At 45.6% G+C, this 26,300-nt stretch carries 14 protein-coding genes and 1 pseudogene; 6 read left to right on the top strand and 9 right to left on the bottom strand.

Annotation, left to right across the window (positions count from 1 at the left end; all coding sequences use genetic code 11):
* Positions 1–7 precede the first annotated feature (7 nt).
* Both MSG35_RS24020 and MSG35_RS05415 read left to right on the top strand, forming a co-directional pair.
* Positions 8–316 (top strand): annotated as a pseudogene (locus tag MSG35_RS24020) (hypothetical protein); the annotation flags it as partial.
* Between the two features lie 33 nt (positions 317–349).
* Positions 350–9,805 carry a cadherin-like domain-containing protein gene (locus MSG35_RS05415; protein ID WP_348983481.1) on the top strand — a complete coding sequence of 3,152 codons (9,456 nt, stop codon included), beginning with the start codon at positions 350–352 and terminating at the stop codon, positions 9,803–9,805.
* 75 nt (positions 9,806–9,880) lie between these two features.
* Here the strand turns inward: MSG35_RS05415 and MSG35_RS05420 are convergent, their stop codons facing one another.
* From MSG35_RS05420 to MSG35_RS05440, 5 genes are all read right to left on the bottom strand, one after another.
* The gene (locus MSG35_RS05420; protein ID WP_248383265.1) at positions 9,881–10,645 is read right to left on the bottom strand and encodes a transporter substrate-binding domain-containing protein; all 765 of its coding nucleotides are present in this window, start codon (positions 10,643–10,645) and stop codon (positions 9,881–9,883) included.
* Positions 10,646–10,892: 247 nt separating this feature from the next.
* Positions 10,893–12,659: a transporter gene (locus MSG35_RS05425; RefSeq protein WP_048613936.1), complete on the bottom strand. Its 1,767-nt coding sequence runs from the start codon at positions 12,657–12,659 to the stop codon at positions 10,893–10,895.
* 847 nt (positions 12,660–13,506) lie between these two features.
* On the bottom strand, positions 13,507–14,133 hold the full coding sequence (locus tag MSG35_RS05430) for a bifunctional 4-hydroxy-2-oxoglutarate aldolase/2-dehydro-3-deoxy-phosphogluconate aldolase (RefSeq protein ID WP_017069898.1): 627 nt from the start codon (positions 14,131–14,133) through the stop codon (positions 13,507–13,509).
* Positions 14,134–14,206: 73 nt separating this feature from the next.
* Positions 14,207–15,139 (bottom strand): sugar kinase, encoded by a 933-nt coding sequence (locus tag MSG35_RS05435; protein WP_017061485.1) that lies wholly within the window; start codon positions 15,137–15,139, stop codon positions 14,207–14,209.
* 34 nt (positions 15,140–15,173) lie between these two features.
* Complete coding sequence (locus MSG35_RS05440) at positions 15,174–15,509, bottom strand: cupin domain-containing protein (RefSeq protein ID WP_048607082.1); 336 nt, start codon at positions 15,507–15,509, stop codon at positions 15,174–15,176.
* Positions 15,510–15,842: 333 nt separating this feature from the next.
* On the opposite strand from MSG35_RS05440, the gene MSG35_RS05445 reads away from it, so the two are divergent.
* The 3 genes from MSG35_RS05445 (at position 15,843) to MSG35_RS05455 (ending at position 21,474) form a co-directional block, all read left to right on the top strand.
* Positions 15,843–18,032 carry a heparinase II/III family protein gene (locus tag MSG35_RS05445; protein ID WP_248383267.1) on the top strand — a complete coding sequence of 730 codons (2,190 nt, stop codon included), beginning with the start codon at positions 15,843–15,845 and terminating at the stop codon, positions 18,030–18,032.
* A 2-nt stretch (positions 18,033–18,034) separates the two neighbouring features.
* Entirely contained in the window at positions 18,035–20,188 is a 2,154-nt protein-coding gene (locus MSG35_RS05450) for a heparinase II/III family protein (RefSeq protein ID WP_248383268.1), read from the top strand.
* A gap of 488 nt (positions 20,189–20,676) precedes the next feature.
* Positions 20,677–21,474 (top strand): fumarylacetoacetate hydrolase family protein, encoded by a 798-nt coding sequence (locus tag MSG35_RS05455; protein ID WP_248383897.1) that lies wholly within the window; start codon positions 20,677–20,679, stop codon positions 21,472–21,474.
* Between the two features lie 104 nt (positions 21,475–21,578).
* Here MSG35_RS05455 and phnE (MSG35_RS05460) read toward each other — a convergent pair whose 3' ends face one another.
* From phnE (MSG35_RS05460) to phnD, 4 genes are all read right to left on the bottom strand, one after another.
* The gene (phnE, locus tag MSG35_RS05460; protein WP_048616507.1) at positions 21,579–22,409 is read right to left on the bottom strand and encodes a phosphonate ABC transporter, permease protein PhnE; all 831 of its coding nucleotides are present in this window, start codon (positions 22,407–22,409) and stop codon (positions 21,579–21,581) included.
* 10 nt (positions 22,410–22,419) lie between these two features.
* Positions 22,420–23,274 carry a phosphonate ABC transporter, permease protein PhnE gene (gene phnE / locus MSG35_RS05465; protein ID WP_052878558.1) on the bottom strand — a complete coding sequence of 285 codons (855 nt, stop codon included), beginning with the start codon at positions 23,272–23,274 and terminating at the stop codon, positions 22,420–22,422.
* Complete coding sequence (gene phnC / locus MSG35_RS05470; protein WP_248383270.1) at positions 23,271–24,089, bottom strand: phosphonate ABC transporter ATP-binding protein; 819 nt, start codon at positions 24,087–24,089, stop codon at positions 23,271–23,273. Before phnC ends, phnE (MSG35_RS05465) begins: the two co-directional genes overlap by 4 nt.
* Positions 24,090–24,232: 143 nt before the next feature.
* Positions 24,233–25,189: a phosphate/phosphite/phosphonate ABC transporter substrate-binding protein gene (phnD, locus tag MSG35_RS05475; protein WP_048607068.1), complete on the bottom strand. Its 957-nt coding sequence runs from the start codon at positions 25,187–25,189 to the stop codon at positions 24,233–24,235.
* 266 nt (positions 25,190–25,455) lie between these two features.
* Here phnD and MSG35_RS05480 point away from each other — a divergent pair, with 266 nt between their 5' ends.
* A complete protein-coding gene (locus tag MSG35_RS05480; protein WP_248383271.1) occupies positions 25,456–26,175 on the top strand; it encodes a FadR/GntR family transcriptional regulator in 720 nt (239 codons plus the stop codon).
* Positions 26,176–26,300: the final 125 nt, after the last annotated feature.

A 26,300-nucleotide genomic window follows, 5' to 3' on the forward strand; every position in this document is an offset into this window, starting at 1 on the left:
TACAGAAATCACAGGGGCGGCTAACACAACGACCTATCAAGGTACGACGACAAGTGGAACGCCAATCTTCACGTTGGGATTAGGTGATGATGGCTCTTATAGCTTTACGTTGTTAGGTCCTCTGAACCATCCAACAAGCCCGAACTCCAATACCTTAACGATTCCATTCGATGTCGTTGCCGTTGATGGTGATGGCGATGATTCTAACCAATATGTATTGCCAATCGAGGTGATCGATGACACGCCAGTAATGACGGCGCCAACGGGTGAAGCGGTTGTCGATGAAGACGATCTGACTGGTATTGGTTCAGATCAATCTGAAGACACCATTATTAATGGACTATTCACGATTGATGAAGGTGCCGATGGCGTTGTGAAGTATGAGTTGGTTAATGAAAATTTAGTGATTGCGGGCTTAACCTCTGATGGAGAAAGCTTAGAGTGGCAAGCTGTGTCGCAAAGCGGCACAACATTTACTTACGTTGCTCAAACAGCAGCGAGTAATGAAGCGGTGTTCGAAATTATTTTCGATACCTCAGATAACAGCTATCAATTCGAATTGTTTAAACCACTTAAGCACCTTGATGGCGCGGGTGAAAACGCGATTAACCTTAACTTCTCTGTTGTAGCTGAAGATTTCGACCAAGATAAATCGAATGCGATCGATCTGAAGATCACGGTGACGGATGATGTGCCAACCATCACTGATATTACTGTTGCGAGTACGTTTGTCGTTGATGAAGGCGATTTAGGCTCTATTGTCGCTCAGGCGGCAGGCTCGTTTGTTACCACGGAAGGTGCAGACCAAGTAGAGGTTTACGAACTACGCAATATCTCAACGCTGGAAGCGACGCTATCGTCGGGCAATGAAGGTATTAAGATCACTGAGATCACAGGTGCCGCTAACACGACTACCTACCAAGGGGCAACGGACCCAGGTGGAACGCCAATTTTTACACTAGTACTGACTGATGACGGTGCTTATACGTTTACCTTGCTTGGCCCTCTCAATCACGCTACGACACCAAATAACCTCGATACATTAACAATACCGTTTGATGTTGTTGCTGTTGATGGTGATGGCGATGATTCTAACCAATATGTATTGCCAATTGAGGTGCTCGATGATGCGCCAACGATCACTGATACGACGGTTGCGAGTACATTTGTCGTTGATGAAGACGATTTAGGTTCTGTTGTCGCTCAGGCGACAGGTGCATTTGTTACGACTGAAGGTGCAGACAAAGTTGAGGTTTACGAACTACGCAATATCTCAACTCTAGAAGCGACGCTATCGTCTGGCAATGAAGGTATTAAGATCACCGAGATCACAGGTGCTGCTAACACGACCACCTACCAAGGTGCAACTGACCCAGGCGGAACGCCAATTTTCACATTAGTGCTGACTGATGATGGTACTTACACGTTTACCTTGCTTGGACCTCTCAATCACGCCACGACACCGAGCAACCTCGATACACTAACAATACCGTTTGATGTTGTTGCTGTTGATGGTGATGGTGATGATTCTAACCAATATGTATTGCCAATCGAGGTGCTAGACGATGCGCCAGTAATGAGTGCGCCAACCGGTGAAACGGTTGTCGATGAAGACGATCTTACTGGTATTGGTTCCGATCAATCTGAAGACACCATTATTAATGGACTGTTCTCGGTCGATGAAGGTGCCGATGGCGTTGTTAAGTATGAACTGGTTGATGAAGATTTGGTTCTGACGGGCTTAACCTCCGATGGAGAAAGCTTAGAATGGTTACCTGTTTCTGTATCTGGCAGTACGTTTACTTACGTTGCTCAGACAGGCACAGGTCAAGTGCCTGTTTTCGAGATTATTTTTGATACGTCAAACAACAGCTATCAGTTTGAACTGTTTAAACCTCTCAAGCACCCTGATGGTGCCGATGAAAACAACATCGAACTTGATTTTTCAATCATTGCTGAAGATTTTGACCAAGACCAATCAAACGCAATCGATCTGAAAATCACAGTAACCGATGATGTTCCGTTAGTGACAACTCAGTCTATCACTCGTATTGAAGGTCAGAATTACAATGGTTCTAAAGTCGATATGTTTGCCAATGCGACCGATGTGGGGGCTGATGGCGCGGTACTGAGTCGAATTGAAGGTATCTCAAGTAACGGGGCTGATATTGTTTTTCAACGAGGTAACAATACAGGCTTTAGCGATGGCTTGAATGTTCAAAGTGGACGTCGAACTATCCGTGTTTATGAGCAGACCGATGATGGCAATGGTGGTACTCAGGAAAGGCAGCTGGGTACTTTGCGTATCAACTCAAATGGCGAAATAGAATTTAGAGCTACCAATTATCTCGATCATGATGGTGACTCCATCGACTTCTCGATCAATGTGATTGCGACAGACAGTGATTTGGATACGTCATCTACGCCTTTGAACATCACGATTACGGATGAAGAGTCTTCAGCAATCTCGCTCAAGGTGACTACGTTTGAGGATGCGGGTAGAGACTCTACAATCCCTTACGCAACGGGCGATGCTCCAAACTTAGAGAATACCCAAGATAATCAAAGTGGGTTGCCTGATGCCCCTGCACAAGTTGCGTTACAGGTTAACCTGAAGGACCAAGATAACAACGAGTCCATCGGCCAACTGACGATCCAGAGTAGCAATCACAGAGGGACGTTCTATTACTTTGATGGCGTGGACTATCACAAACTAGTGGCAGAACCAAACGGTGATATCTTGTTTGGTCCTCCTGAAATGCAGCAGAGCTTTGCTCCAAGTACGAATCAACCATTAGACACCATCGCGACAATCGACAACTTGTTCTTTGTCCCAGACCAGAATTTTGGTTCTGGTGAAAATGGGGTTCGAATCAATTATGAGCTCGAAATTGATAATAATGGTTCACTAGACCATACCGTAAACTCAAACTTTAGAATTGAAATTGAAGCGGTTGCCGACATTGCGACTTGGGATGATGCGAATAGCACTTATCAATATCAAGTGAATGAAGATGAGGACAATGTGACGCTGCAGCTGAACGCAGAGTCTCAAGATAACAGCCGTACTGAAACCATTACTTATGAACTTGAGGCGATTCAGGGTGATGGGAAGTTTGAGCTGTTGGATCAAAATGGCAACCTGTTAACGCCCGTTAATGGTGTTTATGTCATCGCATCTGCAGATATCAATAGCACTGAAGTTAACCCAATCGACAACTTCTCTGGACAAATTGAGTTCAAAGCAACGGCAATTACGGAAGAAACACGCAACCCATATGATGATTCAGCCAACGGTGGGGTAGACAAAACGACCGCTCGCTCTGTAGAGCAAAACATCATTATCGATGTGACTGCTGACGCCGACCCTGGAAAACTCAGTGTGAGTCGCATTAGGATCAACGAAGACAACATTGATGATCCTGATTATCTAGGTCCTCTTGATAATAAGGACGCATTCACGTTAGACGAAGTTATCACCATGACGGGATCCGTTGATACTGATGGATCTGAAGAACTCTTCGTTCGTATTAACAATATTACTGAAGGCGCGGTGCTTAGTAGTACTGATAGCAATGTAACCATCAACACAGTGACTATCAATGGCATCGTTTACCAAGAGATTGCTTATGCTGACTTAGCGAAAATTGAAGTTACTCCGACTAAACACAGCAATGTTGATTTTACCTTTGACGTAACCGGTGTGGTTAAAGATACCGCGAACCTATCTACAGGGGCGCAAGTTGATGAAGAAATCCTAGGAACTAAAACGGTTAACGTTGAGGTTAAAGGTGTTGCAGATATTCCTTATGGCGGTACAAACGGTACGGCTTGGACAGCAATCACCGATGGCACAACATCTGGTGTTCAAACCACGATCCAAGAGAGCCAGAATGGAGACAACTATGCCGAGCTTGATTTCACCGTGTTGTCGGGAGAGAGAAGACCTGATCCGGCAGCTGTAGATCAAACCCCATTGCCTGACGACGGTTCAGAATCCATAACTGTTATCCTCTCGGGTATTCCTGATGGCGTTATTCTGGAAGACGGTGACGGTGCCGTTATTGACCTTAACTTTGTCGGTTACGAAACCGGTCCGGGTGGTAGCCCTGATCTGTCTAAACCTATCTACGAAGCTAACATCACTGACGCAGGTAAAACCTCAGGAATTCGCATCAGACCTGTCGATTCTTCAACTGAGAATATTCATATTCAGGGTAAAGTGATCGTGACTGAGAATGACGGTCATACGCTTACGTTTGACCAAGAAGTGCGCGTGCTTGTTATACCTAGAATCGACACATCAGCAACTTATGTCAATACGACTAACGGTGATGAAGATACGGCTATCAACATTGATTGGCACCCCGAAGGTGCAGACTATATTGATTCTGATGAGCATTTCACTTCGATTACGATTTCCGGTATTCCATCGGGTGTCACACCTACCGTAAATGGTGATGTTACTGTTGTAAATGATGGTGCAGGTACGTTAACTATTACTCCTAAAGACGCTAGTCAAACACCGGAGCAATTTACTCAAATTGCATTAGCGAATAACTTCATTCAAATGACGCCTCCGGCTGATTCTAGTGCAGATTTTACGTTGACCACCGAACTTAAAATGGAAGAGCGAGATCATGAGTATACGCCTAGCGGCTTAGAGGATGAAGATGGTGGTTATGTCGAAGCCGATCCAGATATAACCGGAATCATTAACGTTCAAGTGCGACCTGTGGTTGAGCCTGAAGATGCGAGCAACAAGCTTATCGTCGATGATGTGCTGGGTACTGGAGCACTAGCAACCATAGTTGCTGATGCAAACACTGGCGTGCTTAAGTTCACTACCAATAGCGATAATACATCGGTTACGGATGAGTTCGTCATTCGATATCAAGAAACAGATGCTTCGTCCGTTATCGAAGAAGTGGATCAGTTAGTTATTCAATTAACAAATGTGGACGACTCGGCTCTATCAGATGCTGTACTCAATCAACTGCTCGTTATTGGCGCTGCTTATGAAGGCAATGGGCGCTGGGTTGTAACGAATGAAGACATATTTAGCATAAGTGCACCGAACGGCCTTGTTCTTCCTTCAGGAAACAGCGGGCCTGGAGGGTTCAATGACATTAAGATGGACATCTTTAGTACGGTGATAGACCGAGGTGATGGTGCTGAGGTTGAGTCATCTACGGCCGCTCGTAGGGACGGAGAAGTCACTCTGTCATTCCCTCAGGTGGTGGCAGGGAGCAACAAGGTTGCTGCCGATATTGCGATTGTGCAAGACAGTGTGATAGACGCGGTTGAAGATACTCAACTTGATCTCGGCGCGGCACTAAATGGCATTTTGAGCTTTACGGGTCGCGATGATTCTACTGACCAAGTGACGGTGATCATTGATGGTGTTTTGGTTATTGATGCTACTACATCATTCCCCATTAGCCTTTCGGGAAGAAGTGATGTTGACTTTGTGAATGGAAAGTATGTTTATGAGACGACCGTTGAACAGGGTGTAGCTGTCGATTCATCGGGTTTGTTATTGAACCTGCCGCCAAACTACTCAGGTGATTTTAGATTGCCAATGACCATTGTGACCAAAGACATACTCTCAGGTGATGAGAAAACTTTAGTGACCGAAGTCGTCATCAAAGTCGCGCCAGATGCGGAGACGGACCCAACGATTGAGGTGAATGTCGTGGGTTCTCTTGATGATGCCTTTAATCCTGTTGATACCGACGGTCAGGCAGGGCAAGATCCGGTGGGTTATGAAGACACCTATATTCAGCTCGATTTCAATTCGACCATTTCGGATCAGGTTTCCGGTGTCGAAGGTGGCCAAGAAGTGTTTACGTCCATTACTTTGACGTTGGACGAGCCTTCTATAGGTGCATTTTATGACAACACGGGTACTTCATTAGGCACATCAGTTACGTTTAATCAGGCTGAAATCGCGGCGGGGGCGCTCGATAATGTGTTCTTTAGGGCGATAGAAAATTACCCAACGGGTAATGATATTAACCAAGTGCAGGTTAATGTTAGCGGTACAGTCACAGATACTGCAACCTATAACGATTCAGCCTCTCCGGTAGGCACGGCAAGTGACTCCGATACCTTTAATACCAGCGTCAGCTTTGAAGTGATTCCAGTCGTGGACGATGTGCTCGTAACAGGACCGGGTAGCGATCCTGATGTTATCGAGATTACGGGCACTGAAGACCAGCTCATTTCTTTGTCGGGCACAGGACCTGTATCGATTGCACTGACTGACCTTGATGGATCAGAACAGTTTGTGTCGATTAAGTTTACAGATGTCCCTGATGGCTTCCAAATGCGTGCAGACGCAACCTCGGCATACACAGTCAAGAACAACGGTAATGGTGAGTGGAGTGTTCAGCTACCTCAAGCATCAGGGTTATCGTTCGACCTGAGTGAGATTTCGATTTTACCGCCTAAGGACTTCAGTGGTACGGCTGAATTTGGTGTTGCCGTATTTACGCAAGAGTCCTTATTAGGTGTGCCTACCGCAGCCTCAAATCTGCCAAGCTTCAAACTGCATGTGGTACCAGCAGGTGATGATGTCGATACTAACCCAACAGATTCTGTGACAGGTAACGAGGGTCAAAACATTGATATCGAAATTAATGCGACGATTTTGGATAAAGAGCTATCGGCAACGGGCAGCGGTACTTATACCGAGAATGCGCCAGAGACACTTCGAGTAGAAGTTGCTGGTGTGCCTCAAGATGCCTCTATCTACTACCCAGACGGCACGACCTTGGCTAGTTACGATTCAGTTACGCAGATCTGGACACTGGATGTTGCTGCGCAGTCACTTGATAAGATCGTATTCAATTCAGGTGAACACAATAGCGATACGGGTAATGTATTAGGCATCAATGGCCCGCTGCAGATTACCGTTCGCTCTGTGGATACTGACGCCGATAACACCGAATATTTGGGTACGCCAACCAGCTTCGATGTTGATTTGGTGATCGACCCGATCAACGACCAGCCGACGTTTGTGAATGTCACCAACATTGAAACGCAAGAAGACTCAAGTGGTGTGGCGATTGACAACTTTAGTATCTACGATATAGACGCAAGTTTTGATAATCCGGATGCACCGTATACGCTGACGTTGGAAATTGACCAATTATTGCCGGGAGCACAAGGTGTATTTGAGTTTACAAGTTCTCCTGATGTGACGTTTGCATTACAACCTGACGGCTCATTGGTGATTACGGGTAAAGAAGCGGACATTAATACTGCATTGACCAATGGAGCAGTGACGTTCAAGCCAGATCCAGACCAGAACTACCTCAACCAGAGTGGTTTAGTCACGATCAATGCAACGCTCGATGATGGTGGTAATAACGGTCTGATTGATGCTGGAGATCCGAATACTGCTCAAACCAATCAAACGACCTTTACCATTAAGGTGACGGAAGTTAATGATGCGCCTGTCGCGACAGACGTTGATTTAGGCTCGATTGCGGAAGACGGCCAAATCGTGATTGTGGAAGGTGACTTAATTGCGGCAAGTTCTGATATCGAGAATCATAATCTGACCGTAACGGGTGTCACTCTAACTCAAGGGCAAGGTCAACTGCAGCGCTTTGAGAATGCTGGTGGAGCAGACAATGCTACGATTACAGGGCCGTTCTGGCTGTTCGTTGCAGACAGTGATTTCAACGGTGACGTTAAATTCAATTACTCCATTATCGATGATGGTACAACTAATGGTGTGGATGATTTTAAAACCGATAGCGCTGAAATCAGCCTTGTCGTGACAGAAGTGAATGACCAACCCGTTGCGACAGACGTTGATTTAGGTTCGATTGCTGAAGATGGCCAAATCGTCATTGCTGAAGGTGATTTGATTGCAGCAAGCTCAGATCCAGAAAACCACAACTTAACGGTAACAGGTGTAACTCTGACTCAGGGACAAGGCCAACTAACGCGCTTTGAAAATGCAGGAGGCTCCGATAACGCGGCGATTACCGGACCATTCTGGCTATTTGTAGCGGACAACGATTTTAACGGTGACGTTAAATTCAATTACTCAATTACTGATGACGGTACAACTAATGGCGTGGATGATTTCCTAACCGACAGTGCTGAAATTAGTCTTGAAGTAACCGAAATGAATGATCAGCCGGTGGCAACGGACATCGACTTAGGCAACATCCTAGAAGAAGGTCAGCTAATCATCAAAGAGGAAGATCTGATTGGCGCAACGAGTGACCCAGAGAACGACACGATTACCGTGACGAACTTGGTGCTCGATCAAGGACAAGGCACATTACAACGCTTTGAAAACGTGGCCGGTGCGGATGACAACTCGATCACTGGCCCGTACTGGATATTTACGGCGGCTGATGAATACAATGGCAACGTTAAGTTCACCTATACCGTAGAGGATGATGGTACCACCAATGGTGCTAATGACTTCTTGACGGATAGTGCTGAAATCAGTGCTGTAGTCCAAGGTGTCAACGATACGCCTGTTGTTAATGGTGACGGTGTCACTTCTCTTGTCGACGAGGGTGCTGGTCAGCTATTGAGTGGTATCAATGTCAGTGACCCAGATTATGTGGATGCATTTTCGAATGACCTAATGACAGTCACACTGACGGTGGATTACGGCACATTGAACGTAGCACTCCCGGCAGGGACGACGGTGATGGTTAACGGCAACAACACCGGTTCGGTCATCTTAGTCGGTACTCTGAGCGATTTGAACGCACTGATCGATACGCCAACCAGTCCAAATGGTGTTTACCTCGATGCGAGCTTGTCTCCAACCAATAGTATTGGATTAGAAGTTACCGCCAAAGACAGCGGTAACCCTTCTGGTATTGCGATTGAAACTGCGCCAGTGGTTTATAACATCGCAGTGACACCAGTGGCTAACGCGCCAACGTTATCGATTGACCCTGCATCTAACTACGTGAGAAACATTACTGCGAGCCAGTCAGTGAGTGCGAGTGGTATTCCTTTGGTTGGAATTATCGCGGCATTAACAGACATCACAGAAGAGCTAACGCTGCACATCAGTGATGTACCGGCAGGCGCTCAAATCACCAGCGACGTTGGTTCTGTGACTGATCTCGGTGGTGGTGTTTGGGTGGCAACGGCGGATGCGATTGATAGCTTACAGGCGGTCGGCCTTTCTCAAACTCCGGGTAACTACACGCTTAAAGTGGAGGCTGTTTCTGAAGAGACAAACAACGATACGGCGACATCGGCGTCGATTGACCTGAATTTGAACATCGTGTCTGACGCGGTCGATATTAACCTGGCTGCGGAAACCGATGATGTTCAGCTGTTTGCTGGCACCAATGCGACAGACCTAACTGCAGGCTCTGGAAATGACCGACTTGTAGGTGGAGCTGGTGACGATACGCTGGTTGGCGGTGACGGTAACGACACCCTGATTGGCGGCGGAGGCTCAGACATTCTGACTGGTGGTGATGGTATGGACTCGTTCGTATGGCTTAACATCGAAGATGGTGTTGAAGATACGATTACCGACTTTGATTTGTCGGAAGGGGACAGCATTGACTTGAGAGAAGTGTTGCCGGAGCTTAAAAATACATCTCCAGACATGACCGCGTTGCTACAACAGATAGACGCGAAAGTGGACGGGGATGATATTGAGCTTACGATCAACCCGGATGGCTTAGGCACTACGGAACAGGTGATTGTGGTTGAAGACCTTGCGCCACAGCTCACCTTAAGTAGCACCATGCCTTCGGACATTCTGGATGCATTGGTACAGCAGAATGTGATAACTCACGGTTAAAGCGAACCATTGAACCATAACGAAAGAGGCCAGCATTGCTGGCCTCTTTTTTGTTACGGTATAAATTGAAAAGAGTTACTTAAGGGAGTTGTGGATCAGGAACTCTTCTTCAACACCTTTCAATTTCATCTCATCCATAATGAAGTTTACCGTGTTCAACAAACGTTGTTCACCTTTAGGAATAAGATAGCCGAACTGACTGTTGGTGAATGGAGTTTCGCAGCGTGCCGCTTCAAGACGTTCGTCAGTTACTTGATAGAATAGACCTTCAGGCGTTTCTGTCACCATCACATCAACTTTGCCTTCTGCTACTGCTTTCGGTACGTCGAGATTGTTCTCGTAGCGTGTGAAGCTTGCATTCTGCAAGTTCGAGTCGGCAAAGATCTCGTTAGTACCGCCAATGTTCACGCCCACACGAACAGAAGAGAGGTTCACTTTCTCAATGCTGTCGTACTGTTCTGCGGTGCCTTTCGCAACCAAGAAACACTTACCAAAGGTCATGTAGCCTTGAGTTTGTTCCGCGTTTAACTGACGCTGCATTTTACGTGTAATGCCGCCCATTGCGATGTCGTACTTATCGTCGTCTAGATCGGCCAGTAGATCTTTCCATGTGGTACGAACAATCTTCAATTCAACGCCTAATTGCTCCGCGATGTGCTGTGCAACGTCGATATCGTAGCCAGAGTAGCTTTTACCATCGAAGTAAGAGAAAGGCTTGTAGTCGCCAGTAGTACCAACACGAAGCGTGCCTGATTTTTGAATGTCTTCTAGCTGGTCAGCGTGTGCGACGCCAGAAAGTGCCAGAGCAATGGAAGCAAATAATAGTGATGTTTTTTTCATTGTAATTGTCTGTTGTGTTTGTGTTGTCATTCAAAGTAACAGAAACAATCAGAGAAAGAGATCAAACCATTGGAAAGGTTGGAAAAGAAGATGAAACGAGGGCAGGAGATAGGTATTTCTATAGCTTGTGAGCATTGATCGAGATGCGTTTCATATTCCGTCTTGATAAACCGAAGACAAACAAAAAGCCCATGTTATCGAATAACATGGGCTTCATTTTGGTTTAACTTGTTAGCTGCTTATTTAGCTATTTGGCAACAGACTCGTTGTTCATCTTAGCCGGAGCTTTAGATGCGTTAACCAGTAGGATGCCAACGGTTAGTACCATCGAACCACATAGTAGGAACAATAAGCGTCCTGTTGGTTCGTTTGGAATCAGAGCCATTGCTAGGATACCGAAACCTGCTGTGCTGATAAGCTTACCAAGCATTGAACGCTGTTTAGTATCTAGGTTTTGTTGCTCTTCACCTTCCGCTACAAGCGGCGTGTTCCAGTTAGTGAATAGTTGGTCAACTTCTTTCTCACGCTCTGGCGATAGGCCTTTGTAGAAGCGAGAAGTCATGATGAAGTAACCACCTGTGAACACTACGTGAGCAGCTAAGCTAAGACCGACTTTCAAGTCGCTCCATTCACGGCCTGTAAGGGCTGTTTCTAGACCAAATAGGTTCTCGATGTCTTCTGCCTGTAGAGAGATACCGAAGATGTAAGAAACGAAACCACCAACCACTAGAGTAGACCAACCAGCCCAGTCAGGAGTCTTACGAATCCACATACCTAGTAGTACAGGGATAAGCATTGGGAAGCCAATCAACGCACCTACGTTCATTACGATATCGAACAAGCTTAAGTGACGCAGAGAGTTAATGAATAGACCAATCGCGATGATGATAATACCCATCATGATAGTCGTTAGCTTACTTACAATAACCAGCTCTTTCTGAGTCGCATTTTGACGAAGAATCGGGCTGTAGAAGTTCATTACAAAGATACCAGCGTTACGGTTCAAACCTGAATCCATAGAAGACATCGTTGCAGCGAACATTGCTGACATAAGAAGACCAACCATACCTGCTGGCATTACGTTTTGTACGAATGCTAGGTAAGCAGCATCACCGGCTTTGTCGCCCATTGATGTGTATTGCTCAGCGAACTCAGGCATGAATGCACTAACGTACCAAGGTGGTAGGAACCAAATTAGTGGACCAACAACCATAAGGATACATGCTAGGCCTGCCGCTTTACGTGCGTTTTCACTGTCTTTTGCACATAGGTAACGGTAAGCGTTGATGCTGTTGTTCATTACACCGAACTGCTTCACGAAGATGAATACAACCCAAAGGATGAAGATGCTCATGTAGTTTAGGTTGTTACCTAACATGAAGTCGCCGTCGAAGTTAGCAACGATGTTAGTTAAGCCGCCACCGTGGAAGTAAGCTGCTACCGCACAAGTGATTGTCACGGCCATGATTACAAGCATTTGCATGAAGTCAGAAGCAACAACCGCCCAAGAGCCGCCCGTTACTGCCATCAATACTAGAACCATACCCGTTACCACAATGGTAGCTTCCATTGGGATGTTGAATACTGCTGCTACAAAGATCGCTAGACCGTTTAGCCAGATGCCTGCAGAGATAAGGCTGTCCGGCATACCTGCCCATGTGAAGAACTGTTCAGACGTTTTACCAAAGCGCTGACGAATAGCTTCGATCGCCGTTACCACACGAAGTTGGCGGAACTTTGGAGCGAAGTACATATAGTTCATGAAGTAGCCAAAAGCATTGGCTAAGAATAGGATTACAATAACGAAACCGTCATTGAACGCGCGTCCTGCGGCACCTGTAAACGTCCATGCTGAAAATTGTGTCATGAAGGCAGTTGCACCAACCATCCACCACAACATTTTGCCGCCCCCTCTGAAGTAATCACTTGTAGAGGTGGTGAACTTACGGAACATCCAACCAATCGCGATTAAAAAGAAGAAGTAGGCGAGAACAACAAAAGTATCAATAGTCATCTTTTCAGCCTTTTAAATATCATAATTAACTGGGCTTAGATTAACGCGTCCCAAGGTTTATTTGTACTACAATATGTCTTTAGTATGATCTGGGTCGCATTGATTTTTCGGGCTCTAATGTGTTTTAATGTAAGTATTTGTTTTTATTGAATTTAAATGTGCGTGTATTTTGTTTGAGATTTAAAATAAATTGAGGCTTAAATGTTTATATGTATTACAATATAAACAAAAGCACTTACTTTGCCGTATCTATAAGATTTTAATTATAACCGTAACAAATGTGCTACAAATTGGTGTGTTGTGCGACGACATTCACGTTAATTTGGAACCCTATACTGAAAACTTTTGTATTGAGATTTCAAGTGTAGCTCATTGTTTTCACTTCGCTATTTTCTGTTTATCTACGGCTATGAAGCCTTTCTATGCTATTTATTCATTTTTTCGTGCCATAGAGGTGCGTATTTGGAATTTTTGTCACTGAGTGGGCGTTAAACTGGGCGACGAGACACATTTTGCGGCTCACTTTGTCTATTGTGGTCTTCAGTGCATGCGATGAGAGATGCTTGATGACGTATCGAAAAGGAACATTGCTGGATAAGAAGCTGGATAGGCGACAGGGGGCACCAGTAACGCTTCGTTAGATGCGTGCTGAAGTCGATTGAAAGCTTACATTACTTGTTATTGCCTGTCTTAGTCGCGGAGCTGTGCGAACCCATAGAGAGAAAGGCGATAAGGTGTGGGGAAACAGAACGTTGATTGAGCGTGTTTTACGGTTAGTCAGCGCAATAAACGCCAGATAACAAAAAGCCCCACCGAGGTGAGGCTTCATCACTAAATCTAAAATAGATTAAGCGTTAACGTGATCAACTGCGTCACGAACCAGCTTGCCTAGCTCGTCCCACTTACCTTCGTCGATAAGGTTAGTTGGAACCATCCAAGTACCGCCACACGCAAGTACAGAAGGGATCGATAGGTATTCATCAACATTCTTCAAGCTTACGCCACCAGTAGGCATAAATTTAACAGGGTAAACCGCTGTTAGTGCTTTAAGCATGCCAGTACCGCCAGAAGGCTCAGCAGGGAAGAACTTCAACGTGCGAAGGCCCATTTCCATTGCTTGCTCAACTAGGCTTGGGTTGTTAACACCCGGTACGATTGCAACACCCTTATCGATACAGTATTGAACAGTGCGCGGGTTGAAACCTGGGCTTACGATGAAATCAACGCCAGCTTCGATAGATGCGTCAACTTGCTCGTTAGTCAGTACAGTACCTGAACCGATTAGCATGTCTGGAAATTCTTTACGCATGATGCGAATCGCTTCGATTGCACATTCTGTACGTAGCGTGATTTCTGCACATGGCATGCCGTTTTCAACAAGTGCTTTACCTAGAGGGATAGCGTCTTCAGCACGGTTGATAGCGATTACAGGAATTACTTTTAGGTTTGCTAGTTGTTCATTTAATGTAGTCATGAATTCTTTCTCACGTTAAATGTGGGCTTGCTTTCAACTAAGCAAACCCTTGATTAATAGTTAAAGTGCGTAATTATAGAGACAGATCAGGCGTCGCTTCTAGAGGAATGATAGCACCTGGATGCTGAATCACAGTCCCTGCCACAATATGACCAGCTAACGCTGCATCACGTGCATTGCCACCGCTTAAGCGCTTAGCTAGGAAGCCCGCGCTGAACGAGTCGCCAGCCGCTGTAGTATCAACAATGTTGTCTACTGGGTTTGGAGCAACGTACTGAGCGCTTTGGCTCTCAACCACTAGGCAGTCTTTAGCACCACGTTTAATGATGATCTCTTTCACACCAGATTCAGACGTACGTGCAATACACTGTTCAATGCTTTCGTCGCCATACAACTCTTGCTCGTCATCGAACGTCAGTAGAGCCGTGTCTGTGTACTTAAGCATCTTCAAGTACCAAGAGATCGCTTCTTGTTGGCTTTCCCAAAGTTTTGGACGGAAGTTATTGTCGAAGAATACTTGGCCGCCTTGCGCTTTAAATTTGTCTAAGAAGTTGAATAGCTGCGTGCGTCCATTCTCTGTCAAGATAGCAAGCGTAATACCACTTAGGTAAACCGCATCAAAAGAGAATAACTTATCAAGTAGAGCAGGCGTGTCTTCCTGGTCAAACATGAACTTTGCTGCAGCATCATTACGCCAGTAGTGGAAACTGCGTTCACCAGTTTCATCGGTCTCGATGTAGTAAAGCCCTGGTTGTTTGTGATCAAGCTGAGCAATTAAGCTAGTGTCGATACCTTCCGCTTGCCACTTTTCTAACATGTCGGTACTGAATGGGTCAGTGCCTAGTGCTGTTACGTAGCTCGTGTTGATATCTTGCTCTTTTGTTAAGCGAGACAAGTAAAGTGCAGTATTTAGTGTATCGCCACCGAAACTTTGCTTAAGCCCGTCTTGTTTCTTTTGTAGCTCAACCATGCACTCGCCAATGACCGCGATGTTTAATGATTTCATATGCTTACCTTAGCAACTGAGGTTGCGCTAGTTATTATTTTAGGAAATCTTCACGCGCAGGGTTGAAGATATCAAGAAGGATGCTGTCTTGCTCTAGTGCAACAGCACCGTGCATCATGTGTTTACGAGCGAAGTAAGCATCGCCTTCTTTAAGGACTCTCTTTTCGCCTTCAATCTCAGCTTCGAAGCTGCCACGAACTACGTAACCGATTTGGTCATGGATTTCGTGAGTATGAGGGTGGCCAATCGCGCCCTTGTCAAAACATAGGTGTACTGCCATTAGATCGTCAGTGTAAGCAACGATTTTACGCTTAATGCCGCCACCAAGTTCTTCCCATGGGTTTTCATCTAGGATAAAGAAAGAGTTCATTGTGTATCTCCTAATCTGTTTAAATCTTTTAAGTGTTACTTAACTTGCATCCATCATAAGGGAATGAGCCTAATTGTAATACAATATATCTAAATTTGTGTGATATTGATCAAGCGATACTTTATATAGCGCAAATAAATCAACAACTTAATAAATGGCCAATATTTACCATTAGTCAGCTACATCAATGACTTATGGCTAATTGTGTGACTCTACTCATCATTTAGCGACGAATAGGTATGATTAAAGTTCATATTGTATTACTTTATATGGAGTTTGAAAATTTAATCAAAGTTTAAGCAGATAAACTCTTTATTGAGGGTGACAAAGAATATGACGACTAAACCAGTATTGTTGACTGAAGCAGAAATCGAGCAGCTTCATCTTGAAGTGGGCCGTTCTAGCTTAATGGGAAAAACCATTGCAGCGAACGCGAAAGATCTAGAAGCATTCATGCGTTTACCTATTGATGTCCCAGGTCATGGTGAAGCTGGGGGTTACGAACACAACCGCCATAAGCAAAATTACACGTACATGAATCTAGCTGGTCGCATGTTCTTGATCACTAAAGAGCAAAAGTACGCTGACTTTGTTACAGAATTACTAGAAGAGTACGCAGACAAATACCTAACGTTTGATTACCACGTACAGAAAAACACTAACCCTACCGGTCGTTTGTTCCACCAAATCCTGAACGAACACTGCTGGTTAATGTTCTCAAGCTTGGCTTACTCTTGTGTTGCTTCAACTCTGACACAAGAACAACGCGACAATATTGAGTCTCGCATTTTTGAACCAATGCTAGAAATGTTCACGGTTAAATACGCACACGACTTCGACCGAATTCACAATCACGGTATTTGGGCAGTAGCAGCTGTCGGTATTTGTGGTCTTGCTCTTGGCAAGCGTGAGTACCTTGAGATGTCTGTGTACGGCATTGACCGTAACGACACTGGCGGCTTCCTAGCGCAAGTTTCTCAGCTGTTTGCACCTTCTGGCTACTACATGGAAGGTCCTTATTACCACCGTTATGCGATTCGTCCAACGTGTGTGTTCGCTGAAGTGATCCACCGTCATATGCCTGAAGTTGATATCTACAACTACAAAGGCGGCGTGATTGGTAACACAGTACAAGCGATGCTTGCGACGGCTTACCCGAACGGTGAGTTCCCGGCTTTGAATGATGCTTCTCGTACTATGGGTATCACAGACATGGGTGTTCAGGTTGCGGTAAGTGTTTACAGCAAACATTACTCTTCTGAAAACGGCGTAGACCAAAATATTCTTGGTATGGCGAAGATTCAAGACGCGGTATGGATGCATCCATGTGGTCTTGAGCTATCTAAAGCCTACGAAGCAGCTTCTGCTGAGAAAGAAATCGGCATGCCTTTCTGGCCAAGTGTTGAGTTGAACGAAGGCCCTCAAGGTCACAACGGCGCGCAAGGCTTTATCCGTATGCAGGATAAGAAAGGCGACGTTTCTCAACTTGTTATGAACTACGGCCAACACGGCATGGGTCATGGCAACTTTGATACGCTGGGTATTTCTTTCTTCAACCGCGGTCAAGAAGTACTGCGTGAATACGGCTTCTGTCGTTGGGTTAACGTTGAGCCTAAATTCGGCGGCCGTTACCTAGACGAAAACAAATCTTACGCCCGTCAAACAATTGCACACAACGCAGTAACGATTGATGAAAAATGTCAGAACTACTTTGACGTTGAGCGCGCGGATGCAGTACACGGCTTACCACACTTCTTCAAAGTAGAAGACGAGCAAATCAATGGCATGAGCGCATTTGCTAACGATCATTACGAAGGTTTTGACATGCAACGCAGCGTGTTCATGCTAAACCTTGAAGAATTAGAATCTCCGCTACTATTAGACCTTTACCGTTTAGATTCTGAGAAAGGCGGCGAAGGTGAGCATCAGTACGACTACTCACACCAATATCAAGGTCAGATTGTTCGCACTAACTTTGAATACCAAGCAAACAAAGAGCTGAACACGCTAGGTGAAGACTTCGGTTACCAACATCTATGGAACGTGGCAAGCGGTGATGTGAAGGGCACAGCACTGGTTAGCTGGCTACAGAACAACACCTACTACACGTGGCTAGGTGCAACGTCTAACGACAATGCTGAAGTTATCTTTACTCGCACTGGCGCTAACGACCCAAGCTTCAACCTACGTTCTGAGCCTGCGTTCATTCTACGTAGCAAAGATGAAACAACATTGTTTGCTTCTGTTGTTGAAACGCACGGTTACTTCAACGAAGAATTCGAGCAATCAGTTAATGCTCGTGGTGTTGTGAAAGACATCAAAGTAGTGGCTCACACGGATATCGGTTCGGTAGTTGAGATCACCACAGAGAAATCAAACGTGACAGTGATGATCAGCAACCAACTTGGCGCGACTGACAGCACTGAACACAAAGTAGAGCTGAACGGCAAAGTATACAGCTGGACAGGCTTCTACTCAGTAGAAACAACTTTAAACCCAGAATTAGCAGAGCAGGGGAAATAATAATGAGCTATCAACCACTTTTACTTAACTTTGATGAAGCAGCAGAGCTTCGTAAAGAACTTGGCAAGGATAGCCTTTTAGGTAACGCACTGACTCGCGACATTAAACAAACTGACGCTTACATGGCGGAAGTTGGCATTGAAGTACCGGGTCACGGTGAAGGCGGCGGTTACGAGCACAACCGTCACAAGCAAAACTACATCCATATGGATCTAGCGGGTCGTTTGTTCCTTATCACTGAGGAAACAAAGTACCGTGATTACATCGTTGATATGCTAACAGCGTACGCGACGGTATACCCAACACTTGAAAGCAACGTGAGCCGTGACTCTAACCCTCCGGGTAAGCTGTTCCACCAAACGTTGAACGAGAACATGTGGATGCTTTACGCTTCTTGTGCGTACAGCTGCATTTACCACACTATCTCTGAAGAGCAGAAGCGCCTTATCGAAGACGATCTTCTTAAGCAAATGATCGAAATGTTCGTTGTTACTTACGCACACGACTTCGATATCGTACACAACCACGGCCTATGGGCAGTGGCAGCGGTAGGTATCTGTGGTTATGCGATCAACGATCAAGAGTCTGTAGATAAAGCACTTTACGGCCTGAAATTGGACAAAGTAAGCGGCGGTTTCTTAGCACAACTTGACCAACTGTTTTCGCCAGACGGCTACTACATGGAAGGTCCTTACTACCACCGTTTCTCGCTACGTCCAATCTACCTGTTCGCAGAAGCAATTGAACGTCGTCAGCCTGAAGTTGGTATCTATGAATTCAACGACTCAGTGATCAAGACAACGTCGTACTCTGTATTCAAAACAGCATTCCCAGACGGCACATTGCCAGCTCTGAACGATTCATCGAAGACAATCTCTATCAACGATGAAGGCGTTATCATGGCAACGTCTGTGTGTTACCACCGTTACGAGCAGACAGAAACTCTGCTTGGCATGGCTGATCACCAACAAAACGTTTGGGTTCATGCTTCAGGTAAAACACTGTCTGATGCGGTTGATGCAGCAGATGACATCAAAGCATTCAACTGGGGTAGCCTGTTTGTAACGGACGGCCCTGAAGGCGAAAAAGGCGGCGTAAGCATCCTTCGTCACCGTGACGAGCAAGACGACGACACAATGGCGTTGATCTGGTTTGGTCAGCACGGCTCTGACCACCAGTATCACTCTGCGCTAGACCACGGTCACTACGATGGCTTACACCTAAGCGTATTCAACCGTGGCCACGAAGTGCTGCACGATTACGGCTTCGGTCGTTGGGTAAACGTGGAGCCTAAGTTTGGCGGTCGTTACATCCCAGAGAACAAGTCTTACTGTAAGCAGACGGTTGCTCACAACACAGTAACAGTTGATCAGAAAACGCAGAACAACTTCAACACAGCATTGGCTGAGTCTAAGTTTGGTCAGAAGCACTTCTTCGTAGCAGGCGACCAGTCTCTGCAAGGTATGAGCGGCACGATTTCTGAGTACTACACTGGCGTAGACATGCAGCGCAGCGTGATTCTTGCTGAGCTTCCTGAGTTCGAGAAGCCACTAGTGATTGATGTTTACCGCATCGAAGCTGACGCAGAGCATCAGTACGACTTACCTGTTCACCACTCAGGTCAAATCATTCGTACTGACTTCGATTACGACATGGAAAAAACGCTTAAGCCATTAGGTGAAGATAACGGTTACCAACACCTATGGAACGTGGCTTCAGGTAAAGTGAACGAAGAAGGTTCTCTAGTAAGTTGGCTACATGACAGCAGCTACTACAGCCTAGTAACCAGCGCTAATGCGGGCAGCGAAGTTATCTTTGTTCGCACTGGTGCTAACGATCCAGACTTCAACCTTAAGAGTGAGCCTGCGTTCATCTTACGTCAGTCTGGTCAAAACCACGTGTTTGCTTCTGTATTGGAAACTCATGGTTACTTTAACGAGTCTATCGAAGCCTCTGTAGGCGCTCGTGGTCTGGTTAAATCAGTGTCTGTTGTGGGCCATAACAGTGTCGGGACTGTTGTTCGCATTCAGACTACTTCTGGTAACACTTACCACTACGGTATCTCAAACCAAGCTGAAGACACGCAGCAAGAAACTCACACTGTTGAGTTCGCGGGCGAGACATACTCGTGGGAAGGATCATTTGCTCAACTGTAAATGATTAATACCAATCACAGTAAGTAAGTGAGCAGAAATAGCGCAGGAAAAAAGCTTGAGAACAAGGCAGAATTTTTCGATAAGTAGTTATTCTACAATCAAAAATTCTAACGAAGTTATCGAGCTTTTTAACAAGCTAGGGTGGCCAGTTATTTACTACGATTGGTATCACACGCAAGTTATTTAACGATGGCTTGTATTGATGTGGTGCTTTGCGGGAACGAAGCATCACATTGAATTCAGTCGTGATTGCAAAATCGTTCGTTGAAACCAACAACGACTGAATACATCGGGAATAAGTCAAACCGAGTAACTCACTGCGAGTTGCTCGGTTTTTTTTATGCGTGCTGCTTTTATAAGAAGTGGGAGAGAGGATGGGGCAACGGAGCTTCCCTTTTCCTTCGAATCTTACAGAGTGGGCTAAAGTATAATTTAGGATTTAAAAATGAAGGGATTCAAGGATGAAATGGTTATTGGCAATAGTTGCGATGTCTGGCGTCGCATTGGCGGCAGAAAATAACAGTGTTGAGGTAAGCAGTGAGCATTTTGTCCGTTATCAATACCAAGATAAAGTCAGCTATGGAAAGCTAGACAATGACGTTGTGTTACCGATCAGCGGCGATATCTTTGGCGAATATTCGATAGCGAAAACTTCGATCCCGTTAGAGTCGGTTGAGATGTTACTGCCGACAAAACCAGAGAAAGTCTTCGCCGTCGGCATGAACTTCGTTAGCCACTTAGCCTCACCTGCCGATGCACCACCGCCGATGTTTCTTAAACTTCCTTCTTCTTTGATTCTCACGGGCGAAGTGATTCAAGTGCCACCAAAAGCAAGAAATGTTCATTTTGAAGGCGAGCTGGTGGTTGTGATTGGTAAAGAGCTCAGCCAAGCCAGTGAAGAAGAAGCCGAGCAAGCGATTTTTGGTGTCACAGTGGGCAACGATATTACGGAAAGAAGTTGGCAAGGCGCCGATTTACAGTGGCTCCGAGCGAAAGCTTCCGATGGTTTTGGCCCGGTTGGCAACACAATTGTGCGCGGCATTGATTACAACAATGTTGAATTAACGACTCGTGTTAACGGTAAAGTGGTTCAACAAGAAAATACTTCGTTCATGATTCACAAGCCACGAAAAGTCGTGAGCTATTTGAGCCACTATTTTACCCTCAAGCCGGGCGACCTTATTTTCATGGGCACGCCAGGTAGAACCTATGCTCTGTCCGACAAAGATCAAGTGAGTGTCACGATTGAAGGGGTAGGGACTGTGGTCAACGAAGTGCGGTTCTGATGGTGAAAAATGTTTATTACGTTTCAACAAACGAAAAGCCTACTCAGTGAGTAGGCTTTGATCTTATTACTAGCTAACCGTCTATTTGACGTTGTTTTTAGTATTTAGATAAGTGCTTTTCTTGCTTTCGCAGCCAACCATTCAGAGAAGATGACCGTTACTAGAATCGCACAGAAAATCACAGTCACTTGAGGCCATGCCAGCATCGCCATCGACTCTTGCAGTTTCAAACCAATACCGCCGGCGCCTACTAATCCTAATACTGTAGATTCACGAATATTGATATCCCAGCGGAACAAGCTCGTGCCGATGAAACTTGGCATCACCTGCGGAAGAATGCCGTAGTTCAATACTTGCAGCGGAGAAGCTCCGGTCGATTGGATTGCAGACATCTGTGTTGCATTCACTTCTTCAATCGCTTCATACATTAACTTCGCCACGAAGCCAATTGAACGTAGAGCGATCGCAATGATACCGGCCAACAAGCCTGGGCCGATGATTGCTACCAACAATAAAGCCCAAATTAGCGAGTTAATTGAACGACTTGCCGCGATGATGAACAGCGCGATAGGTCTGATAAACGTCATGCTTGGCGTTGTATTACGTGCAGCTAAGAACGCAACTGGAAACGCGAGTACGATCCCTAACAGTGTGCCAAGTGTCGCGATGTTAATGGTGTCCCACAACGGACTCCAAAGAGACTCTAAGTAGCTCCATCTTGGTGGCCACATACGTGAAGAGATATCAGCAAATTGATTCGGTGAGTCAGTCACAAAGTACCAAATCGTATCTTTGTTCATGACTTGCCATGCGAATACTGTCAAAGCAACAAAGCAAAGCCAGCCTAGCCAAAGCATGAGGCTCTGTTTACTGTCGTAACGCTGCCATTGGGTACGATTGATGGCGCTTGTCGGTGTTTCATTTAGCGTGCTCATTGGTCGTTCCTTACTGCACATGCTTACGGATGATGGTTGATAGGTATTCACACAACATCACAATCACGATAATAATCAATAGAATAGCGGCTGCTGCGCTGTATTCGTAACGGTCCATTGCTGTGTTTAACGTTGCGCCGATACCACCTGCGCCAACAATGCCAATCACAGCAGACTCACGGAAGTTGATGTCGAGTCGGTACATCGAAAGTCCGATAAAGCGCGGCATTACCTGCGCTTGAATCGCGTAATTCACCTGTTGTAACCAACTCGCGCCCGTTGCACGCATTGCGGTCAGTGGTGCTGGGTCAATGGCTTCAATTTCATCGGCAAACAGTTTTGCGAGAAAGCCGATGGTCGCGAAGGTGAGCGTGACAAAGCCCGCAAACGTACCAAAGCCAAATAGAGCGACACACAGAATCGCTACGATGATTTCTTGTAAGCTACGCGCAACCGAAATAAACGCACGACAGAACAGGTAAACAGGCGTAGGGGCAAGGTTTTTCGCTGCGCCTAATCCGAATGGAATTGAAAGAAGGACACCCGCCACGGTCGATGTCAGGGTCATGGTTAAACTCTCAATCAAACCTTGTGAGATGTTGTTCCAACGGCCACCAAAATCTGGGTTCATGAAAGCCAAAATGAACTGCCAGCCGCGTTCGCTGCCTTCGTAAATTCGAGTCCAGTTGACGTGTACCGATTGAGTCGCAAGGTACAAGTAAACCGCGACAATGATGATTAAGCTCCAGCGTAGCCATGGGCTAGAAATCAGTGGCGGCTTTGTCCACTGTGTCGGGTATTGTTTGGAATTCTGTTTTCCTGACTTTAAATGCTGCTGAACTTGATTTGGATATGGTTGAGTCATATTGTTGCCTCAGACAGGCGAGGGCTTGTGATGATAAGGTCATCGGCCTCTTCTTCTGCTTGTTGACTCCAGTCTTCTTCACCGTAGATTTGCGTTAAAACATCTTCAGTGAGCAGGTTTGGTTTGTCATCAAATACGACACAACCTGCATTCAAGCCGACAACACGGTCAACAAACTGCTTTGCTAATTGAACATCGTGAATATTGATGATGGCAGGGAGCTGTTGCTCGGAACAAATCTCACTGATCAGTCGCATGATCTGGCGCGCAGTACGTGGATCAAGTGCGGCCGTTGGTTCATCAATCAACAGTAATTTCGGTTTCTGAGCAAGTGCACGTGCAATACCAACACGTTGACGCTGACCACCCGACAGAGCATCGGCCCTTTTATTGGCGTGTTCTAACAATCCAACACGGTCGAGTAGCGCATAAGCGGCTTGGAGATCCGATTCCGGGAAACGACGAGTAAAGCTTTGCCAGAAATTCACGTAACCCAAACGTCCTGAAAGTACGTTTTCCATCACCGTCAAACGCTCAATCAGCGCGTACTCTTGGAAAATCATCCCGATTTCACGGCGTGATTGTCTCAATTGTCGCTTAGACAGCGTTTCTAGATTGGTATTGGAAAAGATCACTTCGCCGCTGGTGGGTTCGGTGAGCCGATTAATACAACGGATAAGCGTTGATTTACCCGCACCAGATGGACCAATTAAACCAACCACTTCACCGGCATTGACCGACAAGCTAACGTTGGTAAGGGCTTTATCAGAACTGGAGTAGTGCTTGGTAAGCCCTTTAAGGGTAAGAGTAGACATAGAATTCCTATAAGAGCGGTGTACTAAGAGTTCGCCTGAGACAGGCATGGAAAGTAAACCGGAAAGAGTGGTGAATAACTGCAGGCGATTACACCTGCAGTTAGTTTTATCGGTGTGTGATTGGCTTTTTAGTTCGGTTGAACTTAGCTACACGTGTAAGAGACTTTGTTTGCCGTATCGATAGTGCGGATCACTTCCCAGTGCTCTTTGTAAGTAATAGGAACGAACTGCGCTTCGCCGTTACGTTCAAATTCTTCTTGAAGCTTTGTGCCTTCCCAATCGAAAGTGAAGAACGCTTTTTGAATCTTCTCTTGCAGCTCTGGCGTCAGGTTGTGCGCTGTGCCGTAAGCGGTAGTCGGGAAGGTTTGAGATTTGTAGATGCTCTTGATTTGGTCTTCTTTCACAACATCGCGTGAAAGCATGCGGTTCAATACTGAGTTAGCGACTGCCGCAGCATCGTAATCTTTGTGCGCCACACCCAAAATAGAGTTGTCGTGTGCGCCAGAGAATGCTGGTTTGAAATCTCGGTCAGGTTGAAGTTGGTATTCAGCGTCCAAAATCGCAGAAGGTGCTTTGAAGCCAGAGTTAGACGTTTGTGATGTGAACGCTAGGTTCTTATCTTTTAGGTCTTCTACTTTCTCAATGCCAGAACCTGGGTAAGTGATGATTTCCATTTCATAGCCGAAAGAGCCATCTTCTGCAGCCATCATTGTGAATGGGGCAAAGCCTGCACAGTTAACCGCTAGTGGTGTAGAACCTGTGTTGAAACCTGCGATATGTAGGCGACCTGAACGCATTGCTTCGATTTGAGCAGCGTTATTTTGAACAGGGAAGAAACGAACCGTCTTTTCCGTTGTTTTTTCAAGGTGGCTCAAAAACTCGCTCCACACATCAGCGTATACTGCAGGATCTTCAACTGGCGTATAAGCAAAAATTAGCGTGTTTGGGTCAACCCATTGTGATTCATCTTGAGGAACATCAGCAACCAAGTTGCCAGAGCGATCTTCGTATCGTGTATCCATTGCTAATGCAGAACCAGAAAAAATCAGCGCAGCAGTAATAGCGCTCTTAAGCGTGAGATTTGTTTTTGTCGGTTTCATTATTTCAGTCCAATTGAGTGATGTCTTGGGAAGGGAGTATAGAAATCGAGGATGACAGAACCGATGCGTTGTGATGACGGATTTATGAATGGTGTAACATAATATTTCTAGCTGTGCGGAATTGGATGCTTTGTAAGTGTTTGATTCATTGAATAAATTAATAGAGCACGACTGGTTGCTATTTTACTCAATTGGCGCAAGGTTGAAATCCTGTTATAGTAATCCTTAAATAATACATAAACATAACATATAAAATAAGTGAACTTATGGTTAGCACTTTTAATTCAATCTCGGGCTCGAAGCGCAGCCTGCACGTGCAAGTAGCGCGTGAAATCGCTCGTGGAATCTTGTCTGGTGAACTGCCGCAAGGTTCTATTATTCCTGGTGAAATGGCGCTGTGTGAACAGTTTGGTATCAGCCGTACGGCACTTCGTGAAGCAGTTAAACTACTGACTTCTAAAGGTCTGTTAGAGTCCCGCCCGAAAATCGGTACTCGTGTAGTGGATCGCGCATACTGGAACTTTCTTGATCCTCAACTGATTGAATGGATGGATGGTCTAACCGACATAGACCAATTCTGTTCTCAGTTTTTAGGCCTTCGCCGTGCGATTGAGCCCGAAGCATGTGCACTAGCAGCAAGATTTGCAACGGCAGAGCAACGTATCGAGCTTTCAGAGATCTTCCAAAAGATGGTTGAAGTGGATGATGCAGAAGTGTTTGATCAAGAACGTTGGACAGACATCGATATTCGTTTCCATAGCTTGATCTTTAATGCGACAGGCAACGACTTCTACCTGCCATTTGGCAATATTCTGACTACCATGTTCGTTAACTTCATCGTGCACTCTTCTGAAGAGGGCAGCACATGTATCAATGAACACCGCAGAATCTATGAAGCGATTATGGCTGGCGACAGTGAAAAAGCACGCACAATGTCAGCGGCTCACTTGCAAGACGCTAACCACCGTTTAGCCACTGCAAGCTAAACACGGTTTTCAACTTCATTTGAACCAGTCAAAAAGGTATGCCAAGTGCATGCCTTTTTTTGTTTTTAGAAAGCGTGTTGCACCATGTGTGGCACTGTTTTGGTTCACCCCCGCTTAACCCTTTC

It is taken from the genome of Vibrio sp. 1CM23M (assembly GCF_023161755.1).
Lineage (GTDB): Bacteria > Pseudomonadota > Gammaproteobacteria > Enterobacterales > Vibrionaceae > Vibrio > Vibrio coralliirubri.